Raw genomic sequence first — 24,734 nt, forward strand, 5'->3', positions numbered from 1 at the left:
TTTTGTGCACTTAACACGTCGCCTTGTTACAATATTTCCGCATCAACGACCCTTACCGCCTCCTGGGCGTGCTGGTGATCATGCTTCTGATCGGCCTGCCTTTGCTTATCGACTCACCCGGCATGACCTATCCTGAGTTGAAAAACCTGGTGGTGGGGGAAAAAGTCCACAACGGAAGTGCGCTCTATACCGAGCTGGTAGATTCGGGCGGACCGCTGGCCGGTTGGTTCAATGGCTTATTGGATATGGTTTTTGGCCGGTCGCTATTGGCCCGGCACATCCTGGCATTTATCGTCATCTTCTTCCAGGCGTCATACCTGGGCATCGTTTTCGCGAACAAGAAAGCGTTTTCCGAGAACACCTACATCCCATCCCTGCTCTTCGCCATCTTTTCGTTCTTTTCCTTCGACACACTTTCGCTGACTCCCGAGCTGCTTGGATCGGGGTTTCTGCTGTTGGCCCTGAGCAACTTGTTTACGGAGATCGAATTCCGCGCGCAACGAAACGAAACGATCTTTAACCTGGGACTGTATATCGGGCTAGCATCTCTCTTCTCGTTCTCCTACAGCGTTTACTTGATCGGTGCATTGATTGTCCTGATCATCTTCACCCGCCACACCTCGCGCAAATATGTGCTGCTCGTGGTAGGATTCTTCATTCCCCATTTTTTCCTGATGACGGTCTACTATTTGAAGGAGGGTCTCTCGGAGTTGTGGCAATACTATTACTTGCCAAACCTCGGCTTTCACGCCACCAACTACGTATCCTCGGGCAGTCTCTGGTTTCTTTCCGCTGTGCCGTTATTCTTTCTGGTCGTCTCTCTGGTCATGCTCAATCGCGATGCACGGTTCACAAAATATCAGTCCCAACTGGTGCAAAGCATGTTTCTCTGGATGATCTTTTCCATCCTCCAGGTTTTCTATTCCAAAGACTGGCGCCCGCAAAGCTTCATCACGCTCATTCCCAGCCTGAGCTTTTTCATCGCCCAGTTTTTGTTGCTGATCCGCCGCAGAAAGTTTGCGGAAATAAACACATGGGTTATGCTGGTAAGCGTGGTCTCGATCTGCTACCTGGCACGTTACGATAACATCGGCAGCGTGAATTACACACGTCTTTTTGTGCCCGATCCTCCCGCGCTACCCCAGGCCACGCGTGTGCTGGTTTTGGATGACGACTGGAGTGTCTACAAACAACATCCGCTCGGCTCGGCGTTCTTCAACTGGACACTCAGCAAAGACATTTTTGCCCATGCTGAATATTACGACAACGTGATCCAGGTATACGAGGGCATAAAGTCAGACCCGCCGTCGGTCATCCGCGACAAAAACAATTTGTTCGGTCCCTTCCTGGAAAGGATCCCCGAGTTCAAGAAAATGTACGTGAGAAAGGGCGAGTACTACACCACGGTCAGCAACTGATCTTACTAACTCTCCGGGCGTGGCGGCCACCTTCGAAGGCCGTGGTCAGGAAAATGCCGGTGATCTTCTCCGCCGTATCCATAGACACGAAGCGAGCCGGAATACACACCACGTTTGCATCGTTGTGCTGGCGCGACAGGGCGGCGAGTTCTTCGGCCCAGCAAATGGCCGCACGGATGCCCTGGTGCTTGTTGGCCGTGATGGCCACACCATTGGCGCTGCCACAAACCAACACACCAAAGTCGCATGCTTTGCTCTCTACGGCTTCGGCCACAGGGTGGGCAAAGTCGGCGTAGTCGGCCGCTTCAGCGCTGTGGGTGCCGAAATCTTTCAGGCTGTAGCCGTTCTTCTCCAGCCATTTTTTCAGGGCTTCCTTATATTCAAATCCGGCGTGGTCGCTGCCTATGGCTATGGTCATGATGCAGAGGATTGTTCGCGGAGTAATTCTTCGGCTTCATCTTTTGCTTTCTGACGTGCAACAATGGCCGAAATGACAATACTGATCTCAAAAAGAATGTAGAGCGGGATCGTGATCATGATCTGGCTCAGCGGATCGGGAGGCGTCACGATTGCGGCAATGATCAGGATCACCACTACGGAGTGCTTCCTGTACTTGCGCAGAAATTGCGGCGTAACAATGCCCATCTTGGACAAAAAGAAGATCACCACCGGCAACTGGAACAACAAGCCGGATCCTAACACCAACAACACCACGGTCGAAACATACGACGTGATATCGAACTCGTTCACGATCATGTCGCTGATGCTATAGTTCGCCAGGAAGTAGACCATCCAGGGAGCAATGATAAAATAGCCGAAGAGCACGCCGGAGAAAAACAAAATTGAAACGGCCGCCACCGCACCCCGCGAATACCGGCGCTCCTTCACTTGCAGACCTGGCTTGATAAAACGCCAGATCTCCCAAACAACATAGGGAAAAGCAATGACCAACCCGATGATGAACGACGCCATGATGTGCATGGTGAACTGCCCGGTCATGAAACGGCTTTGCACTTTGAAGGGAATTTCCTTCACGCAGAGCGCTTCGTGGCCAATGAGATCGCCCAACTTGCAAAGCCACTTGAACGTGGCAAAGTCAACGCGGGCGGGCGCAAACACGATGTTCTGAAATATCCACGGCGCCAAAACAAATGCCACGATGGTGAAGATCACCACGGCAATCAACGATCGGATAACGTGCCAACGCAACTCTTCGAGATGGTCCAGAAAACTCATCTCTTTTTCTCCACCATTCGACTCTTCTTGATCCAGCGGCATGATTCAGGTTTGTTAAATTCTTGTTTGGCGTTTGTTATCGTGGGGGATTTAGAGGGATTTTATTAGTACAAGGGGAATTTTTCCATGAAGCGGTTCACTTTGCGTTTCACCGCTTTCAGGTGTTTGGTGTCTTCCGGTTTTTGAAGGGCCTCGTCGATCAGGTCTACCACTTTCTGGACATCCTTTTCTTTCAGACCGCGTGTGGTAATGGCCGGTGTGCCGATGCGCATACCCGAAGTGATCATGGGCGATTGCGTATCGAACGGCACCATGTTCTTGTTGATGGTGATGTCGGCCTGGATAAGGCCTTCCTCGGCCTGCTTGCCGGTAAGTTTTTTCGAACGAAGATCGATCAGCATCAGGTGATTGTCGGTGCCACCGGAAATGATCTTGTATCCCTTGTCCAGGAATGACTGCGCCATAACCTTCGCATTTTTCGATACCTGGAGAATATACTCCATGTAGTCGTCCGACAGGGCTTCGAGGAACGATACGGCCTTCGCGGCAATAACGTGTTCCAGGGGCCCGCCTTGTGTTCCGGGGAACACGCCGGAGTCGAGCACTGACGTTATTTTTCTCAGCTCGCCTTTCGGTGTCTTCAGTCCCCAGGGGTTGTCAAAGTTTTTACCCACCAGGATCATCCCGCCGCGGGGACCTCGAAGGGTCTTGTGCGTAGTGGTGGTCACGATATGGCAATGTTCCATGGGGTCGTTCAGCAGTCCGCGGGCAATAAGACCGGCAGGGTGCGACACGTCTGCCAACAATAGGGCGCCCACACTGTCGGCAGCCTCTCTCAGCTTTTTATAATCCCAATCGCGGCTATAGGCGGAAGCACCGCAGATGATCATTTTGGGCTTCTCGCGTTGCGCGGTTTCAATCACTTTGTCGAAGTCGATAAGGCCGGTGGCTTGCTCAACGCCATAGAAGGACGGCTGATACAATTTTCCGGAGAAGTTCACGGGCGAACCGTGGGTAAGGTGACCGCCGTGCGACAGATCAAAACCCAGAATTTTATCGCCGGGCTTGAGACACGCCAACATGACGGCGGCATTGGCCTGCGCACCGGAGTGCGGCTGGACGTTGGCCCATTCGGCACCGAAAAGCTCCTTGGCGCGGTCGATGGCCAATTGTTCTACCTCGTCCACCACTTCGCAGCCGCCATAATAGCGCTTGCCCGGGAGGCCTTCGGCATATTTGTTGGTCAGCACCGAACCCTGTGCCTTCATCACCTGCTGCGAGGTGAAGTTCTCGGAGGCAATCAGTTCAATTCCGGCTTCCTGACGCTGTTTTTCTTTCTCAATGAGGTCGAAAATGGCTTTGTCGCGTTTCATGTTGTGGATGGGGTGTTTTTAAAAGAAGCGTCAAAAATAGTCTAGCCAACCGAGAACACAAATTTTTGTTTGCGGGTTGTTTGCAGGCTTTTTTTAGAGGAGAAATATCCGTTAAAAAAAGGGGCTGGGGCACCCATTTTGTCACTATTATACGGCATCGCCGCTTATCAAATTTAAGTGTCGGATGGTCACCACGACCCACTGCTACCGCCGCCGCCAAAGCTGCCACCACCGCCAGAAAAGCCTCCGCTGCTGCTGCCCGAAGACCAGCCGCTGCTGGACGACGAACCACTGGACCATCCCGAACCAGACGACCAGCCACCACCTCCACTAACCCCTCCACCTTTACCTCCTTTTCCGATCTTGTTGCCTGCTTTCTTTCCCCACGATGACCGGGGTAAGATGAACCGGAGGATGGGGAAACCCACCAGGTAGCAAACCAGGATCACCAGCCCGGCCGTTACCCCGTAGATGGCCATCGGGAAAATGGCGTAAAAGGGAATGAGGAACAGGTATAAGAACCACCCCATCTTGTCGGGAATAAGTACGCCGAGACCGGTAAACACCCCCAGGATGCCAAAAATAAAAAGCCCCAGAACAACTTTCTCCACCCAACCCAGCTCCTCACTGTTGTCCTCACCACCATCAGCCGTGTATTCTCCGCCAATGGCAGCAACGATGGCATTGACGGCCTCCTTTATGCCCGTGTCATAATCGTCTTTCCGAAAATTGGGCGCCAGTTCGTTACGGATGATGCGCGAGCTCACGGCATCCGTCAACGTGCCCTCCACGCCGTGGCCGGTCTCGATACGCATCTTGTGATCTTGAACGGCAACCAGCAACAAAACACCATTGTCCTTCCCTTTCTGACCCAACTTCCACTTCTCGGCTACCTTCATCGAATACTCTTCGATCGCCTCGCCATCAAGGGACGAAAGGATGAGGATGGCGATCTGGTTAGAGGTGGAATCTTCGTATTGTTTGAGTTGCTGTTCGAGCGCATCTTCCGTTTCCTGCGAGAGCACATCGGCATCGTCGTGAACATGAAGACCCCATAACTCCGGCACGGCCTTTTGCGCTGATGCCGGGACGTCGATCAACAGCAACAGCAGAAGGAAAGCAAACATACCTGACAGATTCCTGCAACCGGGGATCATCCCATGAAAATGGACCATATTCATTTTTCTACCGTTCTGTTATTTTTTACCAGGAATCGCTGGAACCACCGCCACCGAATCCACCGCCACCACCAAAATCAGCGCCGCCGCCAGAGCCACCACCCCAGCCGCCGCCTCCACCAAAGCCACCGCCACCAATCCAGCCACCGGTCGACCAATAGCCGCCACGTCGGCCTCCGCCACCGCCTCGTCGCGATGCAAAAAGAATGACCAAAATGATAATAATGATGGTGACCCATGGCGACGAGCGCCGCGAGACTTTTCTGCGGGGAGGGGTGTCGTTCTTGTATTCACCTTTAATGGTTTGAATGATCGCACGCGCGCCGGCGTAAACGCCTTCGTCATATTTCTCCTGACGGAAATAGGGTGCTACTTCGTTCCGGTTTATCCGGCTCGACATGGCATCCGTGAGCACGCCTTCCAGGCCATAACCGGTCTCGATGCGCAACCGGCGATCTTGTATAGCAATGAGAAACAAGACACCATTGCTTTTGGTCTTCTGACCGACGCCCCACTTCTCGGCTACACGCAGCGAGTAGTCCTCGATCGCCTCCCCCTGCAGCGAAGGAATGATGAGCACGGCGATCTGGTTGCTCGTGCTGTCGCGCTCCGCTTTGAGCATGGCTTCGATTTGTGCTTTTCCGGAGGGCGTGAGAATGTTGGCTTCATCGTGTACCCATACGCCTCCGTGTTCAGGAATGCTCAGTTGGGCAAACACCGTAGCCGGCAGCAGGAGCAAAAGAAAAAAGTACAGGGATTTCATGCAAGGGTGGCAGGTGGGTTGTTTCATCGATAAGCGTGGCGACGGGAGGGTGTTCATCAATCTATTCTCAGGTCGTCGCTCAATTCATTCACATCGTCGTCGGCTTTATGAAATCCTTTTTCCAACAAAATTTCGCCACATCGTTTTATACCGGCCTCAAGGCCCTCCACAATTTTGCCATCGCGTATTTGGCCCACGAGGTCGGCCACGATTTTGTCCCATTGTTTTTGCTCCACCACTTTGCTGATGCCCCGGTCGGCCATCACAATCACTTCGTGTTCAAAAAAAGAAATGAAGATCATGATGCCCGTGCGGTGTTTCGTGTTGAAAACTTCTTCTTCCAGGAAGGCTGTCTCGGCCCGTTGCCGTGTCACCTGGTCAAGTTGCACCTGGCCCACGAGCTGCCGCTTCAGTCCTTCCACAAAATTGGGCAGCAAGCCGCCCACCAGGCCTCCGAGGATGACCACGAAGAAAATGAAAACCGGGTCGTAAAAAAGCGTGTTGCTATAATCGGAAATGATGTAACGATCCAAAATGATCATCAGGATGAACGCCAGCGACCCGCCCACGATGGCGGCTTTGTAGTTGGCCGTCATATATTGCCCGCTGCGCTCTACGATGACCGGCACGATCTCACCGGAGATGCTGTTCTCCGCATCTTTCACTGCCGTTTTTATGCGTTGCAGATCCTGATCGGAAAATCGTTCTTTAATTTTCATAACGCTACAGTTATTGGTTTTCTCCGGAATATCCGGTGGGCTCCTGGTTTATTTTTTGACGGGTGAAGATAGCCCTTAAAATTCAGGGACGAACTTCCATCCTGTTTTATTCTATTTCAGTGCTTTGAGATACAGCTGAATGGTATTCTCCAATCCATAGTAAAGGGCATCGCAAATGAGCGCGTGCCCGATCGAAACCTCATCCAGCGATGGAATGCTTTGGGCCAGGAAGCGGAGGTTTTCCAGGTCCAGGTCGTGGCCGGCGTTGAGACCCAGACCGGCTTCTTTGGCCACGCGCGCACTTTCAACATAGGGTTTGATCGCGATGTCGCGGTTCACCTTATATTCATGCGCATAGGGTTCGGTGTACAGCTCCACGCGATGGGCGCCAAGCCGGGCTGCCCCCTCTACCATGCGCGGCTGAGGGTCGACAAAAACAGACACGCGCACACCGTGAGATTTGATTTCGGCGATGATGTCTTTTAATAAGGCGGCGTGTTTCAGCGTGTCCCATCCGGCGTTGGAAGTGATGGCATCAGGAGCATCGGGCACGAGCGTGGCTTGCCCCGGTTTCACCTCGCGGATGATCTTCATATAACGCGCGTCCGGATAGCCTTCGATGTTGAACTCGGTGGTCACCTTGTCTTTCAATGCCATCACGTCGGCATAGCGGATGTGGCGCTCGTCGGGCCGGGGATGTACGGTGATGCCCTCGGCGCCAAACCGTTCACAGTCAAGCGCCGTTTTTACGACATCGGGATTATTTCCCCCCCGTGCATTCCGGAGTGTGGCAATTTTATTAATATTGACGCTGAGTCTGGTCATATTGTATTTACGCAAAGCACAAATATATTTCCGGTTGAACGAACCCGTTATCGTTTCGGTCTAAAATCGTTCGAAATTAAACATTAACAAAAAGATAATGTATGAGTCTGAAGCAACAAATTGACAACGATATTAAAAAGGCCATGTTGGCCAAGCAGAAAGAAGAACTGGAGGCGCTGCGCAGCATCAAATCCATGATCTTGCTGGCAGAAACTGACAAAAGCGCTTCAGGTGAAATTTCGGGCGATGCCGAAAATAAGATCCTCATGAAAGCCGCCAAGCAACGCAAAGAGTCGGCCGACATTTTTCAGCAACAAAATCGGCAGGATCTTGCCGAAAAGGAGTTGTTCCAGTTGGAAGTGATCAGTCGTTATCTGCCCAAGCAACTGTCCGAGGAAGAGATTGCCTCCAAAGTAAAGGAAATCATCGCCCAGGTGGGCGCAAAAGGTCCGCAAGACATGGGCAAAGTCATGGGCGCCGCCACCAAAGCGCTGTCGGGCCAGGCCGATGGCAAAGTCATCTCTGAACTTGTAAAAAGACTTCTGACCGCGTGAGTATTATTGACATTGCCCTCCTCATTTTCATAGCGCTTGGCGCCTACGGCGGATATAAGGACGGGTTTGTAGTGGAGATCTTCTCGCTGATCGGCATCGTGCTGGGCGTACTGGGTGGATTTAAGCTCATGGGATGGGCCATGGTCAGGTTGGCCGACCGTTTCAACATAGACGAAAAAGTGTTGCCCTACGTCGCTTTCGGAGTGGTGTTCATCGCCATCGTGGTGGCCGTTAGCCTCACGGCCAGGCTCATCAAGGCATCGTTCAACAAAACATTGTTGGGTGCCGCCGATCAGGCTGCAGGTGCCGTGCTGGGGATAATGAAGACAACTTTTATGCTCAGTATTATGTTGTGGATCGTCGATTCACTGGAAATAAAGTTGCCAGAGCGATGGACCGACCACTCCTGGGTATATCCTGTTGTGGCGGGCGTGGCTCCAAAAATTACCCACTGGATCGGTGGAATTTTGCCCTTTTTCAAAGATGTGTTTTAGCACGTTTCGGCCCGGGGGTAAAAACTTTTCTTTCTCATTATTTTTTTTCCTTACTTATCGCCGATAAAGAAGATCATGGCCATTTTAGTCAAAGAAGAAAACGGAATCCGGTACGTAGAAGAAGGCGAAGGACCCGTCCTGTTGTTGCTGCACGGCTTGTTTGGTGCGCTGAGCAACTGGGAAGGCGTGGTCAACCGTTTTTCAAAAAATTTCCGTGTGCTCATTCCCATGCTTCCCATCTACGAAATGCCCATACGCGAAGCGGGGTTGGACGGCTTACGAAAGTTCGTGGAGGATTTTGTTGCGCTAAAAAAATTGAACGACATGATCATCATGGGCAACAGCCTGGGCGGTCACATCGCTTTGATCTATACACTGAACAATTCCGACAAGGTGAAAAAGCTCATCCTCACCGGTAGCTCGGGGCTCTTTGAAGATTCCATGGGAGGCTCTTACCCCAAGCGCGGCAATTACCAGTACATTAAGGAGCGGGTGTCTTATACTTTCTACGATCCGGAAGTTGCGACGAAAGAACTGATCGACGAAGTCTTTGAGATCACCAACAGCATTCCCAAATGTTTGCGCATTGTGGCCATTGCCAAGTCCGCACAGCGAAATAACATGGCCGACGAAATTCCCAATATAAAAATACCTACTTTGCTGGTGTGGGGACTGAATGATACCATAACTCCCCCTATGGTAGCCCATGAATTTAATCGGCTTATTCCCAATTCGGACCTTAAGTTCATCGACAAATGTTGTCATGCACCCATGATGGAGCATCCAGAGACGTTTAATGAGCTGGTGGCAGACTTTTTGATAACATAAAACCAAATCCAATCGCACCACCAAAAGCGTACGTATAACAACCTTATGATTGCCGAAGATCTTATCAACCACATGATCCCTCCCCTCAAAGGATCCGATGACGCCCACAAGGCGATCGTGTGGATGGAAGAATTTCGTTGCAATTTTCTTCCCGTCGTCGAGGAGAGCAAGCTGCTGGGCTTCATCTCGGAAGAGATCATCCTGGAGGCCAACGACATCGACAAACGGGTAAAGGATTTCAACCTCGTAGGGCAAAACTGCTTTGTTCACCTCGACACGCATTTTTACGACATCCTCAAAGTAGCCGCCGATAACAAATTGCAGGTCGTGGCCGTGCTCAACGAAGAGCAAAGCTATACCGGCCTCATCACCGTGCAGGATACCCTCACCTCATTTGCCCAAACCGCCGCCGTGCAACTCCCGGGTGGCATTTTGGTGCTGTCGATGAATCACGTGGACTATTCCCTGGCCGAGATCAGCCGCCTGGTGGAGGAAAACCACGCCAAGATCCTCAGCAGCATCGTGAAGGAGGATCCCCTCGATCCCGGCAAGCTTCGTCTCACCCTCAAAATCAACCAGTTGGACTTGTCGCGCATCGTGGCCACCCTGGAACGGTTCGGCTATAAAGTCATTGGCCGCTACCACGAAACCAAGGCCCTGGGCGACGAGAAGGACCGCATCGATATGCTGCTCCGCTACCTGGATATTTAAAATCCACCTACACTTTTGCGCCTTCCACTGCCCTTCCTATCTTTAAACTAGATTCGGAAAAACCGGCTTAACCAACTTTAAAAAACCACGGGCTGCATGAGAGTTGCTGTGCATGGAAAGGATTTTAATCGTGCATCGGCACCCTTCATCGCGCAGATCTTCGAGGTTCTGAGCCGGTACAAGATCGACCTCTGTGTTTCCGAGAAATTCAGCGGCTACCTCGGCAAGGCCGGCATCAAAACCAAATTCAAAACTTACAGTTCGGCAAAGGATCTCAAAAACGTTCAGATCTTCCTCAGCATTGGGGGCGATGGCACGCTGCTGGAGTCCGTGACACACATCAGCCGGTTGGAAATTCCCATATTGGGTATCAATACGGGACGGCTGGGGTTTCTGGCCACCATCAGCAAAGAAGAAACAGAAAAATCGCTGCAGCATTTGTTCGACGGGGCCTACACGCTGGATCAACGCGCGCTCCTGAAGCTGGACACGGAAAAAGATATTTTCGGATCGCTCAATTTTGCTCTGAATGATTTCACGGTCGTGAAGAAAGATAGCTCGGCCATGATCACCATTCACACCTACATCGACGGTGAATTTCTGAACTCGTATTGGGCCGACGGCATCATCATCTCCACGCCAACAGGTTCCACCGGGTACTCCTTGAGTTGTGGAGGGCCGTTGATCTTTCCGCGCTCCGGAAACTTTGTCATCACACCCGTAAGCCCTCACAATTTGACCGTTCGTCCTATTGTTGTTTCCGACCAATCGGAAATCACCTTCGAGGTCGAGGGCAGAAGCAAACGTTTCCTGGTTTCACTGGATTCTCGAATGGCCCCGGTCGACCCCTCGGTGAGATTGAAAGTCACTAAAGCAGATTTTAAGGTCAACCTCATTCAGCTCGAGGGCACGCATTATTTTAAGACGCTGCGCCAGAAGTTGAATTGGGGGTTGGATATTCGGAATTGATTTTTTATTACCTTTGTAGTTCACTGATTGATAAATACTTATTCCTGACTCAATGAGAAAGCTTCTTTACGTAGTGCTGGCCGTTTTCATGATCTCAGTTGCCCATCAGGCAGAGGCTCAAATGAGCCGAAGAAATATAAAAAAGAACAACAAACGCATCTCCACCTTCCGGGGGCGCAAGGCCTGGTTCGCCAAAGAAAAAGTATATAACGCAATTGGTTTCTCCGTTAGCGCTTTGAATTACTACGGCGACTTGGCACCACGCCCCAGTCGTTTCAGCACCGATATTTCTTTTACTAAACCTGCCCTTGCACTGTCCTTCTCGCACCGCTTCGGTCCCCGGTATACGTTGACAGCCGCGTTCATGTATGGAACCCTCAAAGGCTCTGACGCCGAGTCGGCTGATAAGAACGACACGGGAAATGGCATTTTCCGCTATCAAAGAAATCTATCGTTCCGGAACCGGATAAAAGAGTTCTCGATCGTTGGAACCTTCGATCTGTTTCCCAACAACGCCACCTACATCAGCCGTGTGAAATGGACGCCCTATGCTTTTGTAGGCGTTGCCGTTTTCCTCCACAACCCCCAGGCACAGGCACCAGCCCTCGACCCTCAGGGCAATCCTCTGCCGGAAGCCGGAAAATGGGTTGACTTACAGCCTCTTGGCACCGAAGGACAATATGCGACCCTGCAAGAGGGCGACGCCAACTACGGTATCAAACCCTACAAAAAAATTCAACCCGCCATACCTTTTGGTATAGGCGCGCGTTTCAGACTAAACGAAGTGATGGATTTGGCCGCAGAGATTGGATTCCGCTATACATTCACGGATTACCTGGACGACGTCAGTAAGAACTACGTCGATCTTGGCGTGTTCCAGAACAACCAATTAGCCAAAGCCATGTCATACCGCTCGTCGGAAGTGGCCACACCCGGCACGACCTACGTGGGTCGCGACGGAGGAACATACACTGTAGTTTCCGGTTACGGTCAAGAATTTCCCGACAACGTGAGAGGCAATAAAAACAACCGCGACATCTATATGGTGACCACGGTGCGTGTGACCTACATCCTCGGCAAGAACTTTCACCGCGCTAAATTCAGATGATGCGTTCCCTCATAAAGAACCTCATTTGTCTATCGCTTTTCATCACGGCTTTCACGGTCGCACGTGCTCAGAGTGCAGAAGTCAATAGCGCCGAAGTAGGATTCGGCCTGGGCACATTCAACTACACCGGCGACCTGGTTCGCTTCTACAATTTCAAATACTCAAAACCCGCGGCCACCGTCCACTACAAATCCAACCTTAGCCGGGTGGTCAGCTTCCGTGTTACCATCACTGCCGGACAGCTGGGCGCCAGCGAAAAACCGATCGATGCTTTTGCGACCCAGCGGGATGCCTCGTTCAATATTTTTTTATTGGAAGCCGCCACAGGCGTGGAGTATCATTTCCTGAACTGGCGCGACCCCAAACGCTTCATCCGTTTCTCACCGTATTTATTTGGAGGTGTCGGCATTTTTAGCATGAGCGGCAACGCCACCAAAACCGCCAACTACAGCAACGTGCAGGCGGTCATTCCTTTTGGTGGGGGCATCAAATACGTATACAATCCCAAGTGGTATTTTTCGCTGGAGTTTGGCGTTCGCAAAACCTTCACCGACTACCTGGATAACATCTCTGACGGCGACCCACGCTATAAAAATTATCAGTACGGCAACCCCAACGACAACGACAATTACTACTTCCTGGGGGTGAGCATCACGCGCACATTCTACTCCATACCCTGTCCCTCCAATCCTTACAAGTAAAAATTCCCATTTCGTCTACACTCGGCTCCTCAATCCATTAATAACCAATATCTTTTATTAATTTTGAACCCCTGTGGCTTCATATAAGGAACATATCGACTTTAATAATATGCCCCAACACGTGGCGGTTATTATGGATGGCAATGGCCGGTGGGCCAAGAAGAAGGGAGCCATGCGCATTTTTGGCCACCGCAACGCCGTTCAGGCCGTTCGCGATGTGACCGAGGGCTGTGGGGAGCTGGGGATCAAGTATCTTACCCTGTACGCCTTTTCCACCGAAAACTGGAATCGCCCAAAGGCGGAGATCGACGGCCTCATGGAGCTGTTGGTGAACACCCTGAAACAGGAGATCAAGACCCTTTCCGAAAACCAGGTACGCCTGGTCACCATTGGCGAAACTTCTCATTTGCCGGGCGACTGTCAGGCCAACCTTCAGTGGGCAATCGACCAAACAAAAAATAATAGTGGCCTTACGCTCATCCTGGCCCTCAGCTATAGTGGCCGGTGGGAGATCATGAAGGCCGTAAAAGCCCTGGCCAAGGACGTTTCCGAGGGAAAAGTGGCACCCGATGCCATAAATGAAGCCGTATTTGAAAACTATTTGCAGACTTCCGGCATCCCTGATCCGGAGTTGCTCATCCGCACCAGCGGCGAGATGCGCGTCAGCAATTTTTTGCTGTGGCAAATTGCCTATACGGAACTCTATATCACACCCACACTCTGGCCAGACTTTCGAAAAGAGCACTTGTACGAAGCCATCTGGGCCTATCAACAACGTGAACGTAGATTCGGAAAGACAAGTGAACAATTGAACCCTGTAAGTTGATGAAGCGAGTTTTATTCCTGATTATTCTTTTAAGTGTTGCTGCTGACGGCTGGGCTCAATTCAGGGGAAGGCGTTCGGGAACGGCTTCAAATGTCACCGGAGATTTGAATTATGCCAACCCGGCCGAATATATCATTGGAGGAATTGAAGTGACGGGATTGAACGTGCTGGATAAAAACGCCATGGTCTCCCTGACGGGTTTAAAAGTCGGCGACAAAATAAAAATCCCTGGCGACGCCATTTCCAGCGCCATCCGCAGTTTGTGGAAACACGGCCTGGTGGGCGACGTAACCATAAAAGTAGACCGCATTGAAGGCCAAACGGTCTTTCTGAACATCGCTCTCTCCGAACGCCCGCGCCTGACCGGATTCTATTTTACCGGCATCTCCAAATCACAGGAAAGTGGTCTGAAAGACGATTTGAAGCTTATCCGCGGTAAGATCGTGACCGAGACTATGATCCGGAACACGGAAACCGGTGTAAAAAAATACTTTGTCAAGAAGGGATTTCTCAACGCGGTGGTGAAGATCACGCAGCAGCGCGATACGCTGAACCGCGATGGTATCAAACTCAAAATTGCCATCAATCCAAAGTCGAAAGTCAAGATCAATCACATCTCCTTTGTGGGCAACGAAGCCATGTCAGATGCTGTGTTGAAAAAGAAGCTAAAGAAAACACACGAGCGCCCGCGCTTTGCTTTGCACCGGACCATTCTCAATAGCGTGGTGAACCTTAAGCCGAAGGAGTTTATCGACTCCAGCTATAAAGTGAGCCCGAAACAGCTCAAAGAATTTCTCGCCCAGAATGTCAAGCTCAACATCTTTGCCGGATCAAAATTCATCAAGACCGACTACGAGGAGGATAAAAAGAAACTGCTTGCCTTCTATAACACCAAGGGCTATCGCGATGCTGAAATTGTTTCCGACTCGATCTACGCCCACAGCGAAAACACCATCAACATCGACTTTGTGATCTCGGAAGGACCGAAGTACTATTTCCGCAACATCACCTGGACCGGTAACTACATCTACACCGACAAACAATTGGCCGCCGTGTTGGGCATCAATAAAGGCGATGTGTTCAATCGTGAGTCGATCGACAAAAAATTACAATTCAATCCGAAAGGACTTGACATCAGTGGGCTTTACATGGATGACGGCTATTTGTTCTTCCAGATCCACGCCGTGGAAGTGGCCGTGGCCGGCGACTCGATCGACATCGAGATGCGCATCAACGAAGGCGAGCAAGCCACCATCAATGAAGTGACCATCACCGGCAACCAACGCACCAGCGACCACGTGATCCGCCGGGAGTTGAGCACCGTGCCCGGACAAAAATTCCGCCGCTCCGACATCATCCGTACACAACAACGCCTTGGACAATTGGGCTACTTCGCTCCCGACAAGATCGGTCAGAACCTCGTGCCCAACCCCGCCAAAGGAACGGTGGATGTTGAATGGCAAGTGGAAGAACAGTCCAACGACCAGGTGGAATTGTCTGGTGGTTGGGGAGGTTATTATGGCTTTGTGGGAACCTTGGGTTTAACGTTCAACAACTTCTCGTTGCGCAATATCCCGCACTTCAAAAACTGGAAGCCTCTGCCCGTGGGCGACGGTCAGCGTTTGTCGCTCCGTATGCAAGCCAACGGCCGGTCCTTCCAGAGCTACAGCTTCTCGTTCACAGAGCCCTGGCTGGGCGGACGCAAACCTCACTCACTTAGCGTGAGCTATGTGCGATCCTTGTCTCGCTATGCCGGCGCGGGTGCGACCAGCTACAACGACCTGAACTCTGGAATAAAAGCCGACAACATTTCCGTAGGCTTGGGACGCATGTTGGAATGGCCCGACAACTATTTCACGCTCACCAACTCGCTGTCGTATGCGGTGTATTCCCTGAAAAATATCAACTACGGCCTGGGATGTACGACTTGTAAATCCTATGCGTTGACGTTCAACACCACCATTTCACGCAACAGCATCGACAACCAGATGTATCCTTCGTCCGGCTCATCGGTTTCGCTGAGCCTTACGCTGACCCCTCCGTATTCGGCCTTCAATGGTCTTGACTACACTACCGCCACGGCCGAGCAAAAGAATAAATGGCAGGAATATCACAAATGGATGTTCGATGCAAAGTATTATCTTCCCCTCGACAGCAAGAAAAAGCTGGTGTTGGAAGCCAAAGCACACTTCGGCTTCCTCGGCGCCTATAATAAAGCCAAAACCGGCATCGGACCTTTCGAGCGCTTTGTGCTCGGCGGCAGCGGTTTGGCAGGGGGCTTCAACTCCTTTGTTTTGGGCAAGGAAATCATCGGTTTGCGAGGCTACCAGGACAATCAGATCACGCCACCTACGTATGCTGTGGGTAACAGCACCTCGCAACAAGGCGGCGTGGTTTACGAAAAACTGGGCTTGGAATTGCGCTATCCCGTCACTACGGGGAACGCTGCAACGATCTACGGCTTAGTTTTCACGGAGGCCGGAAACAACTGGGGTACTTATGAGAACTTTAATCCGTTTAGTATGTATAAATCGGCCGGCTTTGGGGCCAGGATCTTTATGCCTGCGTTTGGATTGATTGGTTTGAACTGGGCATATGGATTTGATCCTGTTCCGTTGGGAAGCAGAGGGCCGGTCAGTGGATCGCAATTCCACTTCACCATCGGTCAGCAAATCAGATAGTTATGCGCTTTTATATAATTACGATTTTTTTTCTCATTTTCGGCCTGAATTTTGGCTGTGCTCAGAGGTTCGGCTACATTGACACAGACTTCATCCTGAATAAAATGCCCGAATACAAAAAGGCGCAGGAAGAGATCAATCAGCTGTCGCAGGCCTGGGAAAAGGAAATCCAGGAGATGAGCAAGAAACGGGACGAGATGTACAGCGCGTTCCAGGCCGAACAAGTGCTGCTGACCGAAACCATGAAAAAGGAACGGACAGAGGCCCTTCAGAAAAAGGAAACCGAGCTGAAAGAATACCAGAAAAAGGTCTTCGGTTTTGGCGGGTTATTTTTCCTGAAAAAACAGGAGTTAATCAAGCCCATTCAGGACAAAGTGTGGGATGCTGTCGATAAGGTTTGCAAGGAAAACAGCCTTGCCATCATGTTCGACAAAGCCGGTGAGCTGGTGATGATTTACACCGATCCCCGCTATGATTACACCGATTTTGTACTAGACCAATTGGGCCTTGGAGACCCAAATGATAAGATTAAAAACTAAATTGAATTACTGTAATGAGAAAACTCGTTTTATTCGTGGCCTTGGCACTAGCAGCCTTTGTATCCCATGCACAGGCACCAGCGACAACTACCACCACCAAAGTAGGCTATGCGGATGTTGACTATATCTTCAGCCAGATGCCGGAAGCAAAACAAATTGATTCCGATCTTAAATCGCTTCAAACTCAATTGAAAAACCAGGTTGATACCAAATACCAGGAATTTCAGAAAAAGCTTGCCGACTACCAGGCCAATCTCAATACGATGATCGATGCCGTTCGTGCCAACACGGAACGCGAGCTTCAACAAATGCAGCAAAACATTGAAAAACTGCAACAGGATTCGCAAACCACCCTCCAGGCAAAACAAACCGCATTGATGGACCCCGTCTACAAAAAAGTGGGCAAGGGCATTGAAGATGTGGCCAAGGAAAATGGCTATACCTTCATCCTTAACCAGCAAATCGGTGGCCTCGACGTGATCTTATATGGCGACGAGAAAATGGACATTTCTGACCTGGTGTTGAAAAAATTGGGTGTAACACCCAAACCGGCCGGTACACCTGCTACCACCCCGGTAAAACCCAAATAAAGATTACACGGCTTTTATAATCAATAACCCTCCCGGATAAATCCCGGGAGGGTTTTTTATTTTTGATAGATGATCAGACCACCTTTTCTTTCGACAGGAGACACCGTAGCACTGGCCGCCACCGGGAGAAAAGTTTCCTCAGCCCAAATGCAAAAGGCCATGGAAGTACTCTCGTCCTGGGGATTGAATGTCCTGCAAACGCCTCACCTTTTCAATGAAGCGCATGGTTACCTGGCCGGCAACGATGAAACGCGGCTGCGCGATTTCCAACAGATGCTGGACGACAAAAACGTTCACGCCATTTTTTGCGCCCGTGGCGGCTACGGCACAACCCGCATCCTGGATTGTCTTGATTTCACATCCCTTCTGGAAAAGCCAAAATGGATCGTTGGCTTTAGCGACGTGACGGCCCTCCATCTGAAGCTTCTTCAATTGCGAATAGAAAGTATCCACGGCACCATGCCCATTCTATATCCAAGTGCCGGCGTCGAGCCTTCGTTGGAAAGTTTGAAAAAAATTCTTTTTGGAGAGGATTTCACCCTGCAAGCCACCTTCCACAAAGCCAACCGCATGGGTCAGGCGACTGGCCCCATTTTGGGTGGTAATCTTTCCTTGCTAACGGATGCATTGGGCACGTCGTGCGAACCCGACACGGTCGGAAAAATTCTTGTCATCGAAGAAATTGATGAGTACAAATACCGGTTAGATCGCATGCTTACCCATTTGCGGCGTGCGGGAAAGCTGGATCACCTGGCAGGATTGATCATTGGGCATATGACGGACATCAAAGATCCCGACCCTGCCTTTGGAGAGGAAATCGCCGCGATGGTGATGGATAAAATTGACGACACGCCATATCCGGTGGCGTTCAATTTTCCCATCGGGCACGAAAATCCAAACCTGGCCTGGCGGCATGGTTCGCTCATGTCGCTGGATGTAAATCCAACCGGCAGCATGCTGCAACCGGCAACGGGGTTGTTGCGTGAGGCGTATATTATCGGACCAGGTTCAAAAAAGTAGAGCCCAGGTTGTCGGCAATGATCTTTTTATAGCGAACGCCCTTGCGATAGTCGTCCGTTAAAAATTCCTTCCAGAGGCCATCCCAATCGGATTGTTTTGCCATAATGAATCCCAGTTCTTCGGCATTACCCAGGTCGACGTCTTGTCGCTTGATGGGAAGTTTTTTTCTAACGACGCCCACATACTCCGTGAAATCAAGAATCGAAAAGATTTTTGGATTGGCCGTAAGACTCTTGATCACCGTCTCACTCGATGGTGCATAGGTGATGTTGAGATCGGGGTAGTATTGTTTTTTGAGCATGTCGGCATACTTCATGTGCGTGCTTCCCGTGATCACCAGGGCTGAAAACCCGGCATATACTTTAGGCAGGTCCTTGAGGTTGGTAAGGGCGGGAGCGTTTTGATGGGTGAGCAGGACCAGTTGTGTGGTCATGAACGGTGGGGTGAACTTCAATATCTTTTTTCGCTCATCCGTGATGCTGGTGTTGGTAACCCCCAGGATATTGGGCGTTGACTGGACGACTTTCAGAAATCCCGAGAATTCGCGCTCCTCACCCGCATAGTTGACGGTAACAGTCTTGCTATACTTTTCCTGGATGAATTTCGAGAAGTCGGAAAGGATGTCGACACAAACACCCTTCATCTGCCCGTTGTCTTTATAGATAAGACCGGGCTGTTCGTAATACACAATCGTTAGCGTTCCTTTGCCGGAGGCTTTTGTGTCGGCCCAACTGTTGCCCTGGTATTTCTGTGCGGCGGCCGATAGGGATACCATCAATACAACGGCTGCGCTAATCCATTTTTTCATAGTGACAAATTTCTCTCACGAAGATAGAAGAGAAATGTTACCGCACAAATTTGTCAGCTCGCCGTTCGCTTGTTCCGGAGCAATCGCTTGTCGAGGAGATGAAGCAGGCTTATGAATACAATGGCAAATAAAAGTAGACCCTTATAGTTTTTCACGGCAGTAAAAACGCCGACGTCAAATTTGAAGTCCGTTAGCACAATCGCGGTGATGAATGCGGCCAGGAGGAGCACAATGCCCACACCAAACCAAACGTATTCCCGAGTCGTAGTTTTTTCGGTCTGCTGTTGGACCAGCGCCCTTATCACGCGATTTGCAAAGGCGTGGGGCAAAACAAATTCGGGCTCCTGCCGGAGAGCATCAAACACGTGCCGGTAGGCCTTCACATCGATTTCGTCTCCAGGGCCAGATCGTCCGGCCTCCAGATTTTTCTGCATTTCTTCGTCGTGGATGTTCATAGTAGCTCTTCTTTGCCGATACATTTCTTCACTTTCTCTTTCAACAAATTTCTGGCCCGGAACAAGTAACTTTTCACGGTGCCTTCCGGGAGGCCGGTCACTTGCCCAATTTCGTCATAGCTCATGGCGTCGACATGGTAAAGTGTCAAAATGGTTTTGTACTGCGGGGGCAGGGCGTCGACCAGCGTCATCACAAACCCATTCATGTCCTGGTCCGACAAAAGGGATTCGGGATTCTCCTCCTCTACAAACGCCGCCTTGAAATGATCTTCCTCCGCCAGGTCGGTCATGGGCATCTTCCGTTTTCGCATCCAGTTGATCGCGTGCCGGTAGGCGATGGTAGCGACCCAGGTCGACAGTTTTGACTGAAAGCTGAAATCCGAAAGCTTTTCATACACTTTCAGGAACACGTCCTGGCAAAGCTCCTCCCGCTCCTCGTTGTTCTTGACCAAACGCCCGATCATGTGGGCCACAAGCCTTTCATGCTGCCCGATCAGCAGCCTGAAAGCTTGCATATCTCCCTGCAAAACCCGGGATACAAGCGTTTTGTCATCCGTCATGGGTGGGTGAGACACGTTTTCCTGGGGCCATGTTGCAGTAAAAGGTAATTAATTTTTCTAAAGGATTTTTCTTTCCGTGTCTGCAACATTCCGGCGAAGAGCCGTGTCATACGCACCAAAACCGAAAAATCAACGCTTAAATATCCAGGTTATGAACGAAAACTTAAAAGATGTCTTAATGCCCCTCACCATTATCGGGACCTTTGGAATGTCGCTGCTATTCTTTGCGCGCACCATCACCGACTACATCCTGAAAAAGAAAATGATTGAAAAGGGATTTGTCAACGACGACACGCAAGCCATTTTCAAACGCCACACGGAAGAGAATAAATTCAGCACTTTGAAATGGGGTCTCATTATTTTGTCGGCCGGCCTTGCCCTGATCATCCTGGAGTATGTGCCCTACGAACGTGAGTCGCCCCTGCCGTATGGCATCTTTGCCGTCGCGGTATCGTTAGGCTTCCTGTTATATTATTTCCTGGTCCGCAAAGACCTCAACAAGTAGTCCGTTTTCTTCGACACTTTACTTCCAAAAAATGATCCGAAACTATATCCTCGTGGCGCTGCGAAATATCCGGCGCCACAAATTTTTCTCGCTCATTAATATCTTAGGGTTAGCCGTAAGTATGTCGGTTTGTTTGGGCATCATTATGTTGGTGGCCGACCAAATGATGTATGACCAATACAACACGAAACGCGATCGCATCTACCGCGTTATCACACGGCATCTAAACCCCGACGGTTCAGGGGCGGGAAACGATTACTCAACATCACCCCAACCTCTGGCCACTTCCCTGCTCGACGACTACACCGGCGTTGAAAAAGCCGTGCGCTTGCGCCGAGGATTTGGCAACACCTGGATGGAAATGGAACCCGACTTTGACGTGAACATCCCGCTGGGCGGACTGTTTGCCGATCCCGACGCACTCGATGTTTTTGAATGGGAGCTGGAGCAAGGCGACGCCAAAACAGCGTTGACAAAACCATACTCGGTAGTGCTCACGCGCAAAGCCGCTAACAAACTATTCAAGCAACCCAATCCTGTGGGCGAGGTGATCAAAGTAGGCCGCTTGGGAGAGTACACCGTTACGGGGGTGCTAAAAGAAAAAAATCAAAAATCACACATCGTCTTTGAAGCGCTCGCATCCTACAGCACCATCAAAAGCCTCGAAGCCGACAGCATTTTTTCCAAAGAGGATGGCGAATATGGAAACTGGACTTCCGGCTGGGTATACTTGCTGTTGGAGGAAGGCCATTCGCCAACGGAAATAGAGCGGCACCTGCACGACATCACCAAAAAAAATCTCCCCGAAAGAGAGTCGGCGGCCGACGAGCACATCTATCAATTCTACTTACAAAATCTTACGAGCATCACACCGGGACCATTCATCAACAATCCCATCGGTCCGTTTATGCCGATGATCTTTGTATACTTTTTTGGAGGGCTTGCACTATTGGTCATGATCACATCTTGTTTCAATTATACCAATCTCAGCATTGCCCGATCGCTGACGCGCGCGCGTGAAATCGGTGTGCGCAAAGTGAATGGTGCCAATCGTCTGCAAATATTTTCGCAATTCATGTCAGAGTCCGTGGTGATCGCTCTGTTTGCGTTGGGCCTTGCGCTGCTTTTGCTGATGGTGGTGAAGCCCTTCATGCTTCACCTGAAGTTCGCCCAAGTTTTGAAGTGGGACCTGGAAGCCAACTATCTGGTGTTCGGAGTCTTTGTAGTGTTCAGCCTGGTCGTCGGTTTGTTGGCGGGACTCTTTCCGGCCGTGGTGCTTTCTAAATTCAAACCGGTGAAAGTTTTGAAAGGAGCCGGCTCCATGAGGTTGTTTTCGCGCATGGGGCTGCGCAAATCTTTGTTGGTCGGCCAATTTGCGCTCTCGCTTCTTTTCATCCTCTCGGTGTTGCTGCTCTACAATCAGCTAAAACTCTTTGTGAAAGCCGATCACGGTTTCGACATGGCGAATAAAATAAATGTCCGCGCCAAAGATATTTCGCTGCAGGCCATGCAGTCGGAGTTGAGCAAATATTCCAACATCCAAAATGTGGCTGCCTCCTCACACATTCCCGCCACCGGCGTAACCTATGGCGACGGTTTTAAGCGCACGCTCGATGAGGCTGAAGACACCGGGGTAGATTATTTCTATGTCGATGAAAACTATCTCGCGAACATGAACATCGAGCTTTTGGCCGGCCGGAACTTCAGAGATGCGGATGGCGAGTCGAACAAGAATTTTCTGGTCATCAACGAAACGGCTGTAAAGAAATTTCAATTCACGTCACCCTCCGACGCGTTGGGTCAGGAGATCTATGCCGCCCGCGACTCGGTCAAATTCGAGATCATCGGCGTAGTGAAAGACTACAACCATCAATTCATGATGGCGAAGATCGATCCGATGGCTTTGCGTTTCGACACGAAAGAATTCAAGGTGTTGCAAGTGAAGTATTCCGGCAGCCACGACCAGGCCGTGAAGACCATCGAGAAAGCCTGGGGCAAGGTGAACCCCAACCTTAAACTCGACTACAAAGACTTTGAGGAGGAAGTGCGGTTTTTTTACAATACGATCTTTAGTGATTTTGTCACCATTGTCGGCGTCATTGCGTTCATGGCCATTTTCATTTCGTGCCTGGGTTTGTTGGGCATGGCGACTTATGCCACGGAGACGCGATTGAAAGAGATCTCCATCCGGAAAGTATTGGGGTCGAGCGATGGTGCGCTAGTCATGCTTTTATCGCGTGGGTTCCTGGGATTGCTTTGCATCGCGGTGTTCATCGCTGTTCCGGCTGCGTGGTTTATCAACAATTTATGGTTGGAACTGATTGCCTATCGCACCGAATTTAGTGTTGGCGTTATCGGCCTTGGCATTTTGATATTGCTTTTCCTGGGCGGCCTCACGGTGGGTTCTCAAACCATTCGAGCAGCGTTTACGAATCCGGTTGATAATCTGAAGAACGAATAGACTTCATTCAAAATTGAGTCAATGAAAAAGGTGGTCCTCACAAAGGCCACCTTTTTTTATTTTCTACCAGTGTAAACTCCCGCAAATTCATGACCTGCTATGAGGCGATGGTCCTCGCCGCCACGTACGCCGTTGTCCAAGCGGCCTGAAAATTGAAGCCACCCGTTTCGCCGTCGATATGCAAAACCTCGCCGGCAAAAAACAAACCGGGCACCAACTTGCTTTGCAGCGTTTCCAGATCGACCTCTTTCAGGTCCACCCCCCCGCAAGTGACAAACTCTTCCTTGAATGTAGTTTTACCTTTTATTTGAAACGGACAGCGGATCATGTTTTCCATGAGCTTGTTCATATTCTTTTGTGGCACCTCCGCCCAGATCTTGGTCTCTTCAATTTCCGACAGTTCGCATAATTTTTGCCACAAACGCTGTGGCAATCCAAATAATGGATTGGTGGTCACTTTTTGTTTGCCCCTTTGTTTCTTGTGTTCTTGCAAACCTTCCATAAATTCCATCTCCTTCATCGGACCGATCCAACTCACCAACGCCTGAAACGTATATTGAATGCCATTCAAATATTCTGCCGCCCATGCGGAAAGCTTTATCACGGCAGGTCCACTCAAACCCCAGTGCGTGATGAGCAACGGTCCCTCCTGTACAAATTTTGTCCCCGCAATTTTCACCTCCGCCCGCGGCACGGAGATGCCCATGAGATCTTTGAATTTCTTTTCACTTTCGTTGAAGGTAAACAAAGAGGGGATCGGTTTTATGATGGTGTGACCGGTGTCCGCTATCCATTGATAGGCTTGTGCCTGCGCATTGCCGCCGGCCGCAATCAAGACCTTGTCCGCTTCAAAAACTCCCTGACTGGTTTCGACCACGAAAATGTTGTCATGTTTCTTCACAGCCGAAACGGGGGCGCCAAGTTCAAGTCGTATTTTTCTGGAGTGCGCCTGCTCCATAAGGCAATCGATAATGGTTTGCGAGTCGTCGGTGATGGGGAACATCCGGCCATCCTCTTCTGCTTTGAGCGCCACGCCTTTTGATTCGAACCATCGCACAGTGTCTTCGGCCTGGAAGGATTTGAACAAATTTTTTAGCGCCTTCTCACCCCTCGGGTAGTGCCGGGCCAGCTCGAAGGGGTTGAAATTGTTGTGGGTAACGTTGCACCGGCCACCGCCCGAAACCTTCACTTTCGTTAACAGCTTGGTCGTTTTCTCGAGGATCAACACCTTCAGTCCCGGTTTCCGCTCGGCGGCCTGGATGGCCCCAAAGAAACCAGCCGCGCCGCCACCGATAACAACCAGATCGAATTTCATTTATAGATCCCTCTTTTTCCGTCAAATATAAACCGTCCAGACCACAAGTTGATGCTGGCTTATTTCTGCCGGGCCGCTTCTGTAAAGCGCGTGAGAG

The 24,734-nt window shown here is 50.6% G+C and carries 26 protein-coding genes; 15 read left to right on the plus strand and 11 right to left on the minus strand.

Features of this window, described 5'->3' with window-relative positions; all coding sequences use genetic code 11:
* The first annotated feature begins 23 nt into the window (after positions 1–23).
* Positions 24–1,418 carry a glycosyltransferase family protein gene (locus BUB30_RS32830; RefSeq protein WP_073143017.1) on the plus strand — a complete coding sequence of 465 codons (1,395 nt, stop codon included), beginning with the start codon at positions 24–26 and terminating at the stop codon, positions 1,416–1,418.
* Here BUB30_RS32830 and rpiB read toward each other — a convergent pair.
* The 7 genes from rpiB to BUB30_RS32865 form a co-directional block, all read right to left on the minus strand.
* The gene (gene rpiB, locus BUB30_RS32835) at positions 1,408–1,836 is read right to left on the minus strand and encodes a ribose 5-phosphate isomerase B (protein WP_073143019.1); all 429 of its coding nucleotides are present in this window, start codon (positions 1,834–1,836) and stop codon (positions 1,408–1,410) included. The genes BUB30_RS32830 and rpiB overlap by 11 nt on opposite strands.
* A complete protein-coding gene (gene tatC / locus BUB30_RS32840; RefSeq protein WP_073143021.1) occupies positions 1,833–2,696 on the minus strand; it encodes a twin-arginine translocase subunit TatC in 864 nt (287 codons plus the stop codon). The genes rpiB and tatC overlap by 4 nt, the downstream gene beginning before the upstream one ends.
* Before the next feature lie 62 nt (positions 2,697–2,758).
* Positions 2,759–4,027, minus strand: coding sequence for a serine hydroxymethyltransferase (gene glyA / locus BUB30_RS32845; RefSeq protein WP_073143022.1), 1,269 nt, complete (start codon positions 4,025–4,027; stop codon positions 2,759–2,761).
* Between the two features lie 188 nt (positions 4,028–4,215).
* Positions 4,216–5,154, minus strand: coding sequence for a TPM domain-containing protein (locus BUB30_RS32850; RefSeq protein WP_073143024.1), 939 nt, complete (start codon positions 5,152–5,154; stop codon positions 4,216–4,218).
* A gap of 76 nt (positions 5,155–5,230) precedes the next feature.
* Positions 5,231–5,968, minus strand: coding sequence for a TPM domain-containing protein (locus tag BUB30_RS32855; protein WP_073143026.1), 738 nt, complete (start codon positions 5,966–5,968; stop codon positions 5,231–5,233).
* A 56-nt stretch (positions 5,969–6,024) separates the two neighbouring features.
* Positions 6,025–6,687 (minus strand): TPM domain-containing protein, encoded by a 663-nt coding sequence (locus tag BUB30_RS32860; protein WP_073143028.1) that lies wholly within the window; start codon positions 6,685–6,687, stop codon positions 6,025–6,027.
* Between the two features lie 111 nt (positions 6,688–6,798).
* On the minus strand, positions 6,799–7,512 hold the full coding sequence (locus tag BUB30_RS32865; RefSeq protein WP_073143029.1) for a pyridoxine 5'-phosphate synthase: 714 nt from the start codon (positions 7,510–7,512) through the stop codon (positions 6,799–6,801).
* 101 nt (positions 7,513–7,613) lie between these two features.
* Here BUB30_RS32865 and BUB30_RS32870 point away from each other — a divergent pair, with 101 nt between their 5' ends.
* The 12 genes from BUB30_RS32870 (at position 7,614) to BUB30_RS32925 (ending at position 18,533) form a co-directional block, all read left to right on the plus strand.
* Positions 7,614–8,066, plus strand: coding sequence for a GatB/YqeY domain-containing protein (locus BUB30_RS32870; protein ID WP_073143031.1), 453 nt, complete (start codon positions 7,614–7,616; stop codon positions 8,064–8,066).
* Positions 8,063–8,560, plus strand: a complete 498-nt coding sequence (locus BUB30_RS32875; protein ID WP_073143033.1) for a CvpA family protein — start codon at positions 8,063–8,065, stop codon at positions 8,558–8,560. Before BUB30_RS32870 ends, BUB30_RS32875 begins: the two co-directional genes overlap by 4 nt.
* Positions 8,561–8,635: 75 nt before the next feature.
* On the plus strand, positions 8,636–9,388 hold the full coding sequence (locus BUB30_RS32880; RefSeq protein ID WP_073143035.1) for an alpha/beta fold hydrolase: 753 nt from the start codon (positions 8,636–8,638) through the stop codon (positions 9,386–9,388).
* Between the two features lie 45 nt (positions 9,389–9,433).
* Complete coding sequence (locus BUB30_RS32885; protein WP_073143036.1) at positions 9,434–10,099, plus strand: CBS domain-containing protein; 666 nt, start codon at positions 9,434–9,436, stop codon at positions 10,097–10,099.
* 96 nt (positions 10,100–10,195) lie between these two features.
* Entirely contained in the window at positions 10,196–11,068 is an 873-nt protein-coding gene (locus BUB30_RS32890; RefSeq protein WP_073143038.1) for an NAD kinase, read from the plus strand.
* A gap of 52 nt (positions 11,069–11,120) precedes the next feature.
* A complete protein-coding gene (locus tag BUB30_RS32895; protein ID WP_073143039.1) occupies positions 11,121–12,176 on the plus strand; it encodes a DUF6089 family protein in 1,056 nt (351 codons plus the stop codon).
* Positions 12,173–12,877 (plus strand): type IX secretion system protein PorG, encoded by a 705-nt coding sequence (gene porG, locus BUB30_RS32900; RefSeq protein WP_073143041.1) that lies wholly within the window; start codon positions 12,173–12,175, stop codon positions 12,875–12,877. Before BUB30_RS32895 ends, porG begins: the two co-directional genes overlap by 4 nt.
* Before the next feature lie 109 nt (positions 12,878–12,986).
* Positions 12,987–13,703 carry an isoprenyl transferase gene (locus BUB30_RS32905; protein WP_073143043.1) on the plus strand — a complete coding sequence of 239 codons (717 nt, stop codon included), beginning with the start codon at positions 12,987–12,989 and terminating at the stop codon, positions 13,701–13,703.
* Entirely contained in the window at positions 13,703–16,384 is a 2,682-nt protein-coding gene (locus BUB30_RS32910; protein WP_073143046.1) for a BamA/OMP85 family outer membrane protein, read from the plus strand. The genes BUB30_RS32905 and BUB30_RS32910 overlap by 1 nt, the downstream gene beginning before the upstream one ends.
* A gap of 2 nt (positions 16,385–16,386) precedes the next feature.
* A complete protein-coding gene (locus BUB30_RS32915; protein ID WP_073143048.1) occupies positions 16,387–16,923 on the plus strand; it encodes an OmpH/Skp family outer membrane protein in 537 nt (178 codons plus the stop codon).
* Between the two features lie 14 nt (positions 16,924–16,937).
* Positions 16,938–17,513: an OmpH/Skp family outer membrane protein gene (locus BUB30_RS32920; protein WP_073143050.1), complete on the plus strand. Its 576-nt coding sequence runs from the start codon at positions 16,938–16,940 to the stop codon at positions 17,511–17,513.
* Between the two features lie 69 nt (positions 17,514–17,582).
* Complete coding sequence (locus BUB30_RS32925) at positions 17,583–18,533, plus strand: S66 peptidase family protein (RefSeq protein WP_073143052.1); 951 nt, start codon at positions 17,583–17,585, stop codon at positions 18,531–18,533.
* On the opposite strand, the gene BUB30_RS32930 is transcribed toward BUB30_RS32925, so the two are convergent.
* The 3 genes from BUB30_RS32930 to BUB30_RS32940 are packed head-to-tail and all read right to left on the minus strand — an operon-like array spanning position 18,508 to position 20,356.
* Positions 18,508–19,341, minus strand: coding sequence for a substrate-binding periplasmic protein (locus tag BUB30_RS32930; RefSeq protein ID WP_073143054.1), 834 nt, complete (start codon positions 19,339–19,341; stop codon positions 18,508–18,510). The two genes, BUB30_RS32925 and BUB30_RS32930, sit on opposite strands and share 26 nt — an antisense overlap.
* 53 nt (positions 19,342–19,394) lie before the next feature.
* Complete coding sequence (locus BUB30_RS32935) at positions 19,395–19,796, minus strand: hypothetical protein (RefSeq protein WP_073143055.1); 402 nt, start codon at positions 19,794–19,796, stop codon at positions 19,395–19,397.
* On the minus strand, positions 19,793–20,356 hold the full coding sequence (locus tag BUB30_RS32940) for an RNA polymerase sigma factor (protein ID WP_073143057.1): 564 nt from the start codon (positions 20,354–20,356) through the stop codon (positions 19,793–19,795). The genes BUB30_RS32935 and BUB30_RS32940 overlap by 4 nt, the downstream gene beginning before the upstream one ends.
* A gap of 151 nt (positions 20,357–20,507) precedes the next feature.
* On the opposite strand from BUB30_RS32940, the gene BUB30_RS32945 reads away from it, so the two are divergent.
* Complete coding sequence (locus tag BUB30_RS32945) at positions 20,508–20,861, plus strand: DUF6249 domain-containing protein (RefSeq protein ID WP_143165179.1); 354 nt, start codon at positions 20,508–20,510, stop codon at positions 20,859–20,861.
* A gap of 31 nt (positions 20,862–20,892) precedes the next feature.
* Positions 20,893–23,322, plus strand: coding sequence for an ABC transporter permease (locus BUB30_RS32950; protein ID WP_073143061.1), 2,430 nt, complete (start codon positions 20,893–20,895; stop codon positions 23,320–23,322).
* Positions 23,323–23,419: 97 nt separating this feature from the next.
* On the opposite strand, the gene BUB30_RS32955 is transcribed toward BUB30_RS32950, so the two are convergent.
* Entirely contained in the window at positions 23,420–24,637 is a 1,218-nt protein-coding gene (locus tag BUB30_RS32955) for a BaiN/RdsA family NAD(P)/FAD-dependent oxidoreductase (RefSeq protein ID WP_073143063.1), read from the minus strand.
* Positions 24,638–24,734 lie beyond the last annotated feature (97 nt).

It is taken from the genome of Chryseolinea serpens (genome assembly GCF_900129725.1).
In the GTDB taxonomy this organism is placed as follows: domain Bacteria; phylum Bacteroidota; class Bacteroidia; order Cytophagales; family Cyclobacteriaceae; genus Chryseolinea; species Chryseolinea serpens.